The organism is Soonwooa sp. T0.1_25 (assembly GCF_057652215.1).
The window spans coordinates 142525-156002 of the sequence record NZ_JBYFBZ010000005.1 but is presented as its reverse complement, the minus strand read 5'-3'; the positions used below and the strand labels follow the sequence as shown (position 1 = coordinate 156002).

Annotated in this window: 13 protein-coding genes; 9 read left to right on the top strand and 4 right to left on the bottom strand. The window is 35.7% G+C overall.

Going from position 1 to position 13478, the window contains the following annotated elements; all coding sequences use genetic code 11:
• Positions 1-6: 6 nt before the first annotated feature.
• Entirely contained in the window at positions 7-1668 is a 1662-nt protein-coding gene (asnB, locus tag AC23MB_RS08975; RefSeq protein WP_487787047.1) for an asparagine synthase B, read from the top strand.
• Between the two features lie 158 nt (positions 1669-1826).
• Complete coding sequence (locus tag AC23MB_RS08970; protein ID WP_374328952.1) at positions 1827-2999, top strand: MFS transporter; 1173 nt, start codon at positions 1827-1829, stop codon at positions 2997-2999.
• Positions 3000-3027: 28 nt separating this feature from the next.
• Here AC23MB_RS08970 and AC23MB_RS08965 read toward each other — a convergent pair whose 3' ends face one another.
• The 3 genes from AC23MB_RS08965 to AC23MB_RS08955 form a co-directional block, all read right to left on the bottom strand.
• Positions 3028-3618, bottom strand: coding sequence for a TlpA family protein disulfide reductase (locus tag AC23MB_RS08965; protein ID WP_487787046.1), 591 nt, complete (start codon positions 3616-3618; stop codon positions 3028-3030).
• Positions 3619-3715: 97 nt separating this feature from the next.
• Positions 3716-4039 (bottom strand): hypothetical protein, encoded by a 324-nt coding sequence (locus AC23MB_RS08960; RefSeq protein ID WP_487787045.1) that lies wholly within the window; start codon positions 4037-4039, stop codon positions 3716-3718.
• Positions 4040-4196: 157 nt separating this feature from the next.
• A complete protein-coding gene (locus tag AC23MB_RS08955) occupies positions 4197-4766 on the bottom strand; it encodes a YceI family protein (protein WP_487787044.1) in 570 nt (189 codons plus the stop codon).
• Positions 4767-4882: 116 nt separating this feature from the next.
• Between AC23MB_RS08955 and AC23MB_RS08950 the strand changes: the two genes are divergently transcribed.
• The 7 genes from AC23MB_RS08950 to hemL all read left to right on the top strand — a co-directional run bounded on the left by AC23MB_RS08950 (position 4883) and on the right by hemL (position 12315).
• A complete protein-coding gene (locus AC23MB_RS08950; RefSeq protein ID WP_487787043.1) occupies positions 4883-6463 on the top strand; it encodes a sodium:solute symporter in 1581 nt (526 codons plus the stop codon).
• Complete coding sequence (locus AC23MB_RS08945; RefSeq protein WP_313029067.1) at positions 6450-6962, top strand: hypothetical protein; 513 nt, start codon at positions 6450-6452, stop codon at positions 6960-6962. Before AC23MB_RS08950 ends, AC23MB_RS08945 begins: the two co-directional genes overlap by 14 nt.
• 86 nt (positions 6963-7048) lie before the next feature.
• Positions 7049-7900 (top strand): transketolase, encoded by an 852-nt coding sequence (locus tag AC23MB_RS08940; RefSeq protein ID WP_313029065.1) that lies wholly within the window; start codon positions 7049-7051, stop codon positions 7898-7900.
• 33 nt (positions 7901-7933) lie between these two features.
• Positions 7934-8887, top strand: coding sequence for a transketolase family protein (locus AC23MB_RS08935; protein ID WP_313029060.1), 954 nt, complete (start codon positions 7934-7936; stop codon positions 8885-8887).
• 36 nt (positions 8888-8923) lie between these two features.
• A complete protein-coding gene (locus tag AC23MB_RS08930) occupies positions 8924-9850 on the top strand; it encodes a 1-aminocyclopropane-1-carboxylate deaminase/D-cysteine desulfhydrase (RefSeq protein ID WP_487787042.1) in 927 nt (308 codons plus the stop codon).
• Positions 9851-9882: 32 nt separating this feature from the next.
• A complete protein-coding gene (locus AC23MB_RS08925; RefSeq protein WP_313029054.1) occupies positions 9883-10947 on the top strand; it encodes a glucosaminidase domain-containing protein in 1065 nt (354 codons plus the stop codon).
• Between the two features lie 84 nt (positions 10948-11031).
• Positions 11032-12315: a glutamate-1-semialdehyde 2,1-aminomutase gene (gene hemL / locus AC23MB_RS08920; RefSeq protein ID WP_487787041.1), complete on the top strand. Its 1284-nt coding sequence runs from the start codon at positions 11032-11034 to the stop codon at positions 12313-12315.
• Between the two features lie 40 nt (positions 12316-12355).
• On the opposite strand, the gene AC23MB_RS08915 is transcribed toward hemL, so the two are convergent.
• Entirely contained in the window at positions 12356-13462 is a 1107-nt protein-coding gene (locus AC23MB_RS08915) for a T9SS type A sorting domain-containing protein (protein ID WP_487787040.1), read from the bottom strand.
• Between the last annotated feature and the right edge of the window lie 16 nt (positions 13463-13478).

The window sequence follows — 13478 nt, the reverse complement described above, 5'->3', positions numbered from 1 at the left end:
TAAAATATGTGCGGAATTGTATGTTTGTTTGATGCAAAACAAAAAACAGAGACACTGAGACCTCAAATCTTAGAAATGTCCAAAAAAATCAGACATCGTGGACCAGATTGGTCAGGAATATTCCAAAACGAAAAAGTAATATTCTCACACGAAAGATTAGCTATTGTCGATCCAACTTCTGGAAAACAACCTTTGTTTTCAACAGATGGAAAACTGGTTCTGGCAGTCAACGGCGAAATCTACAACCATCAAGAACTTAGAAAAGAATTTCCAGAATATACATTTTTAACAAAATCTGACTGCGAAGTTATTTTGCCTCTTTATCAAAAATATGGAAAAGACTTTTTAGAAAAGTTGAATGGTATTTTCGCATTTGCTCTTTACGACATCGAAAAAGATGAATACCTCATTGGTCGGGATCACATGGGAATTGTGCCTCTTTATCAAGCTTGGGATAAACAAGGTCATTATTATGTTGCCTCCGAACTAAAAGCATTGGAGGGTTTTTGTAACAAGATTGAAGAATTCCCAGCTGGACATTTATTATTTAGCCCAGAAGGTCACGAACCGCAAAAACATTATGGTCGCGATTGGGAATCTTTCGAGCAAGTTAAAGATAACGAAACTGACATTACAAAAATTAGAAAAAGCTTAGAAAAGGCTGTCCATCGACAATTGATGAGCGACGTTCCTTATGGTGTTTTACTTTCTGGCGGATTAGATTCTAGCATTATTGCAGCAGTTACTGCAAAATTTGCACGTCAACGCATCGAAAGTGGAGATACGCAAGAAGCGTGGTATCCAAGATTGCACAGTTTTGCAGTTGGATTGGACACCTCTCCCGATTTGGTCGCAGCAAAAAAAGTTGCAGAACATATCGGTTCAGTTCATCATGAGGTTAAATATACTGTTCAAGAAGGATTGGATGCCATTCGAGATGTTATTTATCATTTAGAAACTTATGACGTGACAACCATTCGTGCATCGACGCCAATGTATCTTTTGGCAAGAGCTATAAAATCTATGGGGATTAAAATGGTGCTTTCTGGTGAAGGCTCCGACGAATTATTTGGAGGATATCTATACTTCCACAAAGCGCCATCTGCACAAGCTTTCCATGAAGAGAATGTTAGAAAATTAGGAAAACTTCATCTTTATGATTGCCTTCGCGCTAACAAATCTTTAATGGCTTGGGGCATCGAAGGTCGTGTACCGTTTTTGGATAAAGAATTTATAGATGTTGCGATGACCATCAATCCAAAAGACAAAATGATTACCCCTGATCGTATGGAAAAATGGGTACTCCGAAAAGCATTTGAAGATCTTTTACCAGAAAATGTCGCTTGGCGTCAAAAAGAACAGTTCAGCGATGGCGTTGGCTACTCATGGATCGACACATTGAAGCAAGTTGCTGAAGAAACTGTCAGCGACGACATGATGGCAAACGCAAAATACTGCTTCCCAATTAACACGCCAATGAGCAAGGAGGAATACCGCTACAGAAGTATTTTCGAAGAACATTTCCCTAGTGATAGTGCTGCATCTTGTGTGCCGTCCGTTCCGTCGGTTGCTTGTTCTACCCCAATCGCTTTAGAGTGGGACGAAGCTTTCAAAAAAATGAATGATCCAAGTGGTCGTGCGGTTAAAGTCCACGAAACAGCCTACTAAATCAACATTAACGAATATTAAAAAAAGCGACTTCAAGATTGAGGTCGCTTTCGGTTTTATTTCCAATGTATAAGTCCTAACTTTGCAAAAAATACAGAATATTGGGACTTTTCAGAGTATATGTTGACTCCTTCAAAGGCTTATCCAAGGAAGCTTGGATGCTATCGATTGTCATGTTAATTAACAGGTCAGGATCGATGGTGTTGCCTTTTTTGGGTGTTTACATGACAGACAAATTAGGATTCGGATTAAAAGAAGCGGGATTGGTATTGATGTTTTATGGCATTGGTTCGGTTATCGGCTCTTGGATTGGCGGTTATCTCACCGATAAACTTGGAGAATATCGTGTCCAGAGTTTTAGTTTGTTTTTGAGTGCGCCGTTATTTATGTTCATTCCATTTTTTCCAACATTGGAAGGGATGATGAGCATTATATTAATACAAAGTATCATCAGCGAATCCTTTCGTCCAGCCAATTCTGTTGCGATCACAAAATATGCTAGACCAGAAAATATAACGCGAGCTTTTTCATTAAACAGAATGGCGATTAATCTTGGATTCTCAATTGGTCCAGCTTTGGGCGGAATATTATCGGCGATTTCTTATAACTTTTTATTTGGTGTAAACACTGTTGCAGCACTTATTGCAGGCATAATGTACGTTGTATTTTTTAGAAAAAGAAACATCATTTTTAAAGCTAAGCAAAAACTTAGAAAAAAAGAGGACATCATAAAACCAGTTGGAAAATCACCTTACAAAGACTTGAAATTCATTATATTTTCATTGCTTTGTATGTTATTCTCAATTTGTTTTTTCCAATTTTTTAATACAATTCCTATTTTTTATAAAGAAGTTGCGCATCTCGACCAAACCAGCATTGGATACATTTTAGGTTATAGTGGCTTTATCATCGTTGTTTTAGAAATGTTGATTGTTAACTTTGCAGAAAAGCATTTTACAATTGGACAAACCTTATTTGTTGGAGCTTTGGCATGCGGAATTTCGTATTCGTTACTGGCATTTGATCATCATATTTTCACCTTGTTATTATCGATGACAATCTTGAGTGTTGGTGAAATTTTAGCACTTCCATTTATGTCAACTGTTACAGCGATGCGATCTGAAGGCTGTAACAAAGGTGCTTACATGGGACTTAATGGGATGGCATTTTCGTTTTCATTCATTATCACACCGATTTTAGGAACTAATGTTGCCAGCGAACTCGGTTTTAATACACTATGGATTGGCTCAGGAATTATCCTTGCCATTGCAGCTGTAGGACTTTGGTGGATCAGCAACCTCATGCTACAAAATAAAAAATCCGAGCATTAAACTCGGATTTAGCTTTTAAATACGCTTCTTATTTCATATTGCGGACTTCGTTAAGGAAGTCAACAATATCGTCACCAGAATAATCTGCCATTCCCTCTGTGATATGTGCAACGTTTCCATTTTTATCGAAGATAACCGTCGTTGGTAAACTTCCTCGGAAAAACTCTGATGGGATATTCCCGGTTGGGAAATAAACTGGTAAATCAAGTTTTTTATTAGTCATAAATTTGACCGCTTTGTCTTTGTTAGATTCTGCTTCCAAAATCACAAAAGCGACATCTTCTTTGTCTTTAAATTTGTCATAAAGCTTTTTGATAGAAGGCATTTCGGCAATACACGGTCCACACCAAGTTGCCCAAATATTCATAAAAACAACTTTTCCTCTTAGCTCTTCAAGACTTAAAGATTTTCCTTTTACATCAACAAAAGACATTTTAAAATTAGATTCTTTTACGAGTTTTGGGTCATTCGCATTTCCCGTAATTTCGGCTGGTAATTCTAATTTTGGTTGAAAAAAGCCTAACTTCATAAGACCTTGTTGGGCATAAGCTTTAACTTCTGGGACAAAAACAATGGACAATGCAAGTCCAATCAACATTATATTAAATGATTTTTTCATTATATTTTTAATTTTCGGATTCATAATAATTTATTTTAAAAGAGTTTCTAACTTAAATATCAATTCAAATTTTAAGTAGAAAAAAACGAATAAAAAATTATGAAAAAAGTGCATCACGCTGCTGCTGATACAGTATATACAGCGGAATAGATCGCGAAAGTGGGAAATCAACATTAGAATTTTCTAATTGTTGATATTCTTGAAAACGAATTTTTGAATTAAAATCGAAGCTTAAATCTTCCGATTTCTTCTGTTGAATAGAAAACTTTTCTTGCTTATTTTCTAAAGCAGCAAAACTACAAGAGCTAACCGATTTAAGACTTTGTCCGCAATAATTTTCGATATTGAGACTGTGCGTCAATGCGATTTTGATACCGCAAGATGCCAACAAAATACCAAGGCTTAAACATAAAATGCTCAAGCTTTTTAAGAATTGTCGGTGCAAAATCAAAGTCTTCATCATTGCAAAATTAACATCAATAATTATTTAAAACTAATTTTTAACAAAGTTTATAATTCAAAAAAATCCGCTTCTCGAGAATTTCAAGAAACGGATTCACACACAATTAACTATAAATTTATTTTTTTGTAAACTCTGCAAAAACAGTGATGTCAACATTTTTACCGACAGCTGCTCCTGATGGATCATAGCTTACACCATAATCGAAACGATTAATTTTAAACTTAGTTTGGATACCTAACTTCTCATTCCCTTGTTGATCTTTAGTTTTTCCACCATAAGTCAAAGTCACAACAATTGGCTTAGTCACTCCCTTTATTGTTAAATAACCTTGCAACACATAAGTGTTATTTTTTGCTTTGTGGATCGATGTACTTTTAAAAGTCATCGTTGGGAATTTTTCAACATCGAAAAAATCAGCACTTTTCAAATGTTTGTCACGAGGCTCAACATCGGTATCAATAGAATTGGTATCAATTGTAAAATCAAATTTTGCATCTTTAAGATCTGCATCACTTGTTAAAATTGAAGCATCAAACTTATCAAAACGCCCTTGTACAAAGCTAATTCCCATATGTTTGATATTAAAATTAAATGAAGAGTGCATTGGATCAATTGTCCAAGTTGATTGCGCAAATGACATTGTCACGGCATACATTAACATAAAAGATAAGAATAATTTTTTCATAATAATTGAGTTTTAAAATGAACTGCAAAATTAGTAATATAACTAAAAAAGCTACTTGATGTATGATAATAAATCGTGGCAAAAGTTTACTTTTGTTTTTTAATTAAATTTTAAGAATGAGTTCTGCAACTTTATTATTACTATTCGTATTCTCATATTTTATCGGATTACTCGTGATTTCTTATTTTACAAGCCGTAATTCTGACAATCAATCTTTCTTTATCGGGAACAAAAAAAGTAAATGGTGGCTCGTTGCTTTTGGGATGATTGGGACGAGTCTTTCGGGCGTAACTTTCATTTCGGTTCCAGGTACAGTTGGTAAGATGACGGACGGCGCTTATCCGTTTGGTGGCTTCGAATATTATATGATGGTTGTTGGCTTTTTCATAGGCTACTTCATCGTTGCAGCCATTCTTCTGCCGCTTTATTATCGCATGAATTTGACTTCGATTTATACTTATTTGGGTAAACGATTCAATGTTGAAGCACACAAAATTGGTTCTGTATTTTTTATTATTTCCAGAGCGATTGGCGCGACAGCAAGATTATATTTGGTGGTTAATGTTTTGCAAATTTTCTTGTTAGAGCAAATCGGAATTCCGTTTTGGTTAACGGCCTTGGTCTTACTTTTAATGGTTTTACTTTACACGTTTGAAGGTGGTGTAAAAACCATTGTTATCACCGACACTTTGCAAACTTCTTTTATGATTATCAGTTTGGCAGCGTGTATTATTTACATCCTTAATCATCTTAATATTTCTGTTGGCGATGCTTATACACTTCTAGAAAAACAAAACTACACGCACCTCATCAACACAGATATTAATTCGAAAACATTTTTCTTAAAAACCATTATTGGCGGTATGTTTATTACGATTGCGATGACCGGGCTTGACCAAGAAATGATGCAAAAAAATATCTCTGTCGACAATCTTAAAAACTCAAAAAAGAACATGTTGACCTTTGCAGGAACATTGTTGATTGTGAATTTTGCATTCTTATTTTTAGGTGGTCTTTTGTATTTATTTGCATTGCAAAATGGTGCCGAATATGCACAAATCACCAAATTGGTTAACGGACAAGAAACGATACAAAACCTTTTCGGGATGAAAGATGCAGCAGGAAATGTTAACAACATTATGGGTGACGACCTCTTCCCTGCTTTGTCATTGCAAGGTTATTTCCCGATTTTTATTTCGGTGATTTTTATTATTGGACTTATCTCGGCATTGTTTCCTTCTGCTGATGGTGCTTTAACAGCCGTTACAAGTTCTTATTGTGTCGACATTCTTAACATTAATGAAGACCAAACAAAATCTGAAAAAGAGAAAAAACGACTTCGTATGAAGGTACATTTAACTTTTACAGTAGTTTTCTTTATTTTAATTATGATTTTTAAAGCAATTAACGACAAATCCATCGTTTATCTCATCATGGAAGTTGCAGGTTACACTTATGGACCACTTCTAGGATTATTCGCTTTTGGAATCTTTACTAAATATCAAATTTCAAAAAAAGGAAGCATTTTAGCGGTAACTTTAATCGCGCCAGTTTTGACTTACGTTATCAATTATCTTGTAACCAATTATACGTATTACCGCATCGGTGTTGAATTAATTGTGTTAAACGGACTACTAACTTTCATCGGATTATATTTAATTAAAAACAATAAAACAATCGAACATGAAAAAGCTTAGCATCTTTTTTCTTTTAGGAATGTGTCAATTTATTTTTGCACAAAATTTTGAAGTTTCTACTTTAAGAATTGGTGACCTAAAAGTCTTTATGCCAAAAACTGAAGCTGATAAAATTGCAAAAAAAGCGCTTCAAACTTTTGAAGATTACGAAAAAACCAACAAGGTTAGTCTTAATGGAGAAAATGTTGATGTGACATTGATGGACCAATGGGTTGACGAAAACAAACCAATGCAAAAGCAAGTCTATTCACTTAAAACGAAAAGTCCAAAATTCAAAACAAAAAGCGGAATGGGCGTTGGTAATACAAGGGATCAACTTATCGACACTTATAGAAATTATGCAAATTTCGAAGTTCATCAATATAAAGATGAAAACGGCAAAAATGACAAACAATCTTTTTTTACATTAAATGATTACGATGCTGGCACTTACTTAACTTTTGTGATGGAAAACAATATTGTTGTAGAAATCATGGTCGGAATGAACGAAGGTTGCTAAAGTCTAAATTAACAAGCAAGTAACACCTGTTAAGTTTCGAAAACAAAAACAAAAATCGTAAATTCGCAACACGAAAAAATTTAAAAATGAGTAAAAATATCGAAGAGCTAAAAAGCTTGAGTACACAAATCAGAAGAGACATTGTAAGAATGGTTCACGCAGTTAACAGTGGACATCCGGGCGGATCTCTAGGATGTGTAGAATACTTCACAGCCCTTTATGGAAAAGTAATGAACTACAACTTGCCTTTCACAATGGAAGGTAAAAACGAAGATTTATTCTTCTTATCAAACGGACATATTTCTCCGGTATTTTACAGTACACTAGCTAGATTTGACTTCTTCCCAGTAACAGAATTAGCAACTTTCAGAAAGCTTGATTCTAGATTACAAGGTCACCCAACAACACACGAAGGACTTCCTGGTATTCGTGTAGCATCTGGCTCTTTAGGACAAGGACTTTCTGTAGCTTTGGGCGCTGCGCAAGCTAAAAAGTTAGATGGTGACAAGTCAATTGTGTATTCACTTCACGGTGATGGCGAATTACAAGAAGGTCAAATTTGGGAAGCTTTGATGTATGGCGCAGCTAAAAAAGTTGACAACATCATCGCAACTATTGACTACAATGGAAGACAAATCGATGGCGATACAGATGATGTATTAAGCCTTGGTGATCTTCATGCAAAACTAGAAGCTTTCGGTTGGTTGGTTCTTGAAGAGAAAAACGGAAACGACCTAGAAGCAGTTATCGCAATTTTAGAAAAAGCAAAATCGGAAACTGGAAACGGAAAACCTGTTGCTATTCTTCTACATACAGAAATGGGACAAGGTATCGATTATATGATGGGATCTCACGCTTGGCATGGTAAAGCGCCAAACGATGAGCAATTGGCAAGTGCACTTCAGCAACTTCAACTTGACGAAATCACAGACTACTAAACATCTAATAATCGAAACAAAAAAGAAATCCTCATGAAATATACATATACAGAAAAAAAAGATACAAGATCTGGCTTTGGAGCAGGTTTGGCAGAATTAGCAGATACCAATCCAAATGTTGTTGCACTTTGTGCTGACCTTATTGGTTCTCTTAAAATGGAAAAATTCATTGAGAAAGCACCAGAAAGATTCTTCCAAGTTGGTATCGCAGAAGCTAACATGATGGGTATGGCAGCAGGTCTTACCATCAACGGAAAAATCCCTTTTGCTGGGACTTTCGCGAATTTTGCAACATCTCGTGTATACGACCAAATCCGCCAATCTATCGCTTACTCTGGCAAAAATGTAAAAATCGCAGCATCTCACGCAGGTCTTACTTTGGGTGAAGATGGCGCAACACACCAAGTTTTGGAAGACATCGGCATGATGAAAATGCTTCCTGGTATGACAGTAATCAATCCTTGTGATTATAACCAAACTAAAGCAGCGACTTTGGCAGCAGCTAAACACGAGGGTCCAGTATATTTAAGATTCGGACGTCCTGTAGTTCCAGTTTTCATTCCAGAAGATATGCCTTTCGAAATCGGTAAGGGTATTCTTTTGCAAGAAGGTACAGATGTGACGATTGTTGCAACTGGTCACTTGGTTTGGGAAAGTCTTTTGGCAGCGGAAGTTTTAGAAAAAGAAGGCATTTCTTGTGAAATTATCAACATCCACACCATCAAACCTTTGGATGAAGAAATCATTCTAAAGTCTGTTGAAAAAACTGGTAAAATTGTAACGGCTGAGGAGCACAATTACCTAGGTGGTTTGGGCGAATCTGTTGCAGGAATGTTGGCGAGAAGAAGACCAACGCCTCAAGAATTTGTTGCAGTACACGATACGTTCGGTGAGTCTGGGACGCCAGCTGAGTTGATGAAGAAATACAAAATTGATTCGGACGCAGTAATCGAAGCGGTTAAGACAATCATTAACAAAACAAAATAAATTAAATCCGCACTTAGTTGCGGATTTTTTTTCAATATGTTTAAACGAGCTCTCAATATGCTGACAACCGAGCACAATATTCCAATTGAGAAGATTGGAAACTTTAATGGTGTGGAACTTTGGATAAAACGCGAAGACCTCATCCATCCTGACATTTCTGGCAACAAGTATTGGAAGCTTTTTTACAATGTTAAATATTATTTGGAACAAAATCCAAAAAATCCAAAACTCATCACTTTTGGTGGTGCCTTTTCCAATCATATTGCGGCGGTTGCAGCTTTAGCAAAAACTTTAAACATCCCAAGTCTTGGCATTATTCGAGGTGAAGAGTTAAAAGATAAAATCCACGACAATCCTACTCTTTATCAAGCTTTTAATAATGGAATGGAATTTAATTTTGTTTCAAGGGAAAGCTATCGCAACAAATCTTTTTTAAGCCAAAATTTAAAACAAAACTTTCCAGAAGCTTTGATCATTCCAGAAGGAGGAAGTAATAATTTGGCAGTTGAAGGCATCCAATGCATGCTCAATGAGCATACTAAAGATTTTGATTATCTTTGCAGTGCAGTTGGCACAGGTGGAACGATTGCTGGGATTTCAAAATTTGCTGAACCCCATCAAAAAGTTATCGGAATAAAAGTTGTCCAAGACGACAGCCTCGAAAATCTTATTAAAAATTGGTCAGGACAATCAAATTTTGAATTATTAAATGCCTTGGAAGCGCGTTATGGCAAAATAACAGACGATAATATTCGTTTTATAAATGATTTTTATAAACGATATCAAATTCCGCTAGATCCAATCTACACAGGAAAAATGATGCAAAAATTAATGCAACTTATCGATAATAATTATTTCGAAAAAGGGACAAAAATTTTAGCATTTCATACTGGAGGATTGCAAGCGACAGCGGGTGCTAACCAACAACTTCAAAAGAAGAATAAAACATTGATTCAGTTTTAATTCTTTTAAAAATTTTGAAACTTAAAACAATTATGAAGAGAATATTTGCTTTAGTTTGTATCATGACGCTTGGATTTGCCAAAGCACAAACTTGGAAAACGGAAGATCAATACATCCAACGATTTGCGAAATACGCGGTCGAAGAAATGGAAAAATATAAAATCCCAGCAAGTATAACTTTAGCGCAAGGCCTTTTAGAAACTGGCGGCGGACAAAGTCGATTGGCTCAACAAGGCAACAACCATTTCGGTATCAAATGTAAAGAAGACTGGATTGGTAAAAGTATGAAGCATACGGATGACGCACCTAACGAATGTTTCCGCGTTTATGATGATCCACGTCAATCTTACGAAGATCATTCTATTTTCTTGTCAACTCGTAAATATTACACCAAGCTTTTTGATCTGGATATGAAAGATTATCGTGCTTGGGCACATGGTCTCAAAAAAGCGGGTTACGCGACCAATCCACGTTATGCTTATATTTTGATTGATAAAATCGAAAAATACAAACTCTACGAATTTGATAATACGTCGACAGATCAAGTCTATTACGCCGTTCTAAAATTATATCCTGCACTTAATAATGATGCGGTTTTTATGGCACAAATGGACCAAAACAAAGCCAATTCTAAAGTAACGCCTCCGACTGTTAAAGCAACTTATGAGCAAACATCTTACGCGCAATATCAAAAAGACGTCAACAAACAGAGCGAGACACTTTCTGCTCCAGCTTTACTTAAAAATATTTTGGTGAAAAATCATCCAAATGGTGGTATGAAGTTTTTTGTTGTTCCAGTAGATACAGACGTTGCAACGATTTCTAAAAAATTCGGAATCAGCGAAAAGAAAATCATTAAATTCAATGAGCTTAATAGCAATACTTTGAAGAAAAATGACATTGTTTTCTTAGACAAAAAGTCATCTTCTGGTAATGTTGATACTTACAAAGCTGAGATTGGTGAAAATATGCACGACATTTCTCAGAAATTTGGGATTAAACTTTCCAAACTTTATTCTAAAAACAGAATGGACGAAGGTCAGCAACCACGCGTTGGGCAAGTGATCTATCTTAAAAATAAAAAACCGAGAAGCTAATTTTAATTGACGATTTTAGATTTAGGATTTTAGATTGATTAATTAAAAACAGTTTTTCAGACAATAATAAATTCATAACAAAACATGTTATATCAAAGAAGTTCTGCCTTATTTGACGAGGCACAAAAGTATATTCCTGGTGGTGTTAACTCGCCTGTAAGAGCTTTCAAATCTGTTGGAGGCGTTCCTATTTTTATGAAATCTGCGAAAGGCGCTTACCTTACAGATGCTGATGATCGCACTTACGTTGACTACATCAACTCTTGGGGACCTGCGATTTTGGGACACACACATCCAGTTGTTTTAGAAGCAATTCAGAAACAAGCAGAACATGGTTTTTCTTACGGAACACCAACCGAACTAGAAACCGAAATTGCAAAACTTATCGTCGACAATGTTCCGAATATCGACCAAATCCGTATGGTTTCTTCTGGAACTGAAGCTTGTATGAGTGCCATTCGTTTGGCTAGAGGTTTTACAGGAAGAGACAAAATCATCAAATTCGATGGTTGTTATCATGGACATTCGGATTCGTTTTTAATAAAAGCTGGAAGTGGCGCTGCAACTTTCGGAAATCCAAATTCGCCTGGTGTTACCAAAGGAACGGCGCAAGATACTTTAATTGCTACTTATAACGACATCGAAAATGTTGCTGATATTTTCCGTCATAACCAAGGCGAAATCGCAGCTGTTATCGTAGAACCTGTAGCAGGAAATATGGGTTGTGTTTTACCAGAAAATAATTTCCTTCAAAATCTTAAAAAAGTTTGTCAAGACAATGGCGCTTTATTGATTTTTGACGAAGTGATGACGGGTTTCCGTTTGGCTTTTGGTGGCGCACAAGAAACTTTTGGTGTTGACGCTGATATTGTAACATTCGGGAAAGTTATCGGTGGCGGAATGCCAGTTGGTGCATTTGCAGCTAGACAAGAAATTATGGATTTTTTAGCGCCTAACGGTCCAGTCTATCAAGCTGGAACTTTGAGTGGAAATCCTTTGGCGATGCGTGCTGGTTTAACAACCTTAGAGTTGATTAAATCTGATAAAGATTTTTATAACAAAATCAATAAAACAACTGAAACTTTAGATTTCGAAATTGGAAAAATTCTTAACGAAAAAGGCTTAAAACATCGCATCAACCGAAAAGGAAGTATGATGTCCATCTTCTTTGAAACCAACAAAGTTTCGAACTTCCAAGAAGCCTACGATTCGGTTTACACTTGTGTTTTCAATAACTTCTTTCAACAAATGTTAGCAAACGGAATTTATCTTCCGCCAAGTGGTTACGAAACTTGGTTTATCTCCGCTGCGATCCAAGATGCAGAAATTGATAAAACTCTAGAAGCCGTTAGAAAATTTGAATTTTAGATAAAATAAAATCCCCAAGATTATTGGGGATTTTTCTTTGTTATTTCTTAACAACTTTTCTACTAAGCGTTTTTTGATTTTCTAATGTCACATTAACAATGTAAATACCAGAAGGCAGAGATTTGAAATCGATACTATTTTTAGATTTTACGCGACTTACGACTTTACCACTTATATCAACAATATTAATTTCTGATACCTTTACACTTGTTGAAATATTAAGAATATCTGCAACAGGATTTGGTGCCAATTTAATTTCAGAATCTTTGTGATCTTGTGTTGACAAATAATCGACAACATTCAAAGTATAATCTTCTGTTTCGCCGTAAGCATCATTCATATTACAAGCTTTATCGGCTGTTGCTCCAGATTGCGTCACAGTTGCTAATCTTACACGCATTCTGTATTCTCCATTTGCTATATTGTCTGGGATTGTAATATCTTTTGATAAAACACCTTGGTCAATCGTACCAATATAAGTGAACTCGTGCGGCTCAAACAAGAAATTTTTATTATAATCTATCCAAACCGAAACCGACTGATTGTACCAACCGTAACCTATTTCCGCTTCAAAATTATAGGTTTCGCCTTTTTTAACATTTGCTTTTTTGGCAGTAAAATCATTAAAACCATTTGTAGAACAATCTGAAGCGTTAACTAGATCAGCAAACTTCACATTCTTTATAACTGCCCCATCCGAACAGTCCAAAGTTGGCTCACAGTAAACATCTCGAACATCTAAGAAACATTTTACTTTTCTATCTACAAATTCATAATCATTGTTTCCGCAATTAGAATTAAGATGTGTATAAAATCTAACTACAATATCTTCAGCTGGTTTGAAAACGACTTTGGCACTACCCGACGCCAGAATTGTTGGATTAGCTGTATTTTCTGAAATCGTAATAAAAGCTGGACCATTATCTAAGGTCGCTGCAAATTCGTAACTAACATTTTTTGTAAGCTTCACCATCGTATACTCACCAGTAAAACCCCACTCTGCCACAATTTCATTAGAATTATTACAAACAGGTGTTACAACTCCTGAAGGATAAACGCCGTTGGGAGCAATAGTACAACCAGTAATCTGCGCATGCATCAATGTCCCGAACGATAAAAGTCCGAGAGTCGATAAAAACTTCTTCATATAAATTTTATTTTTA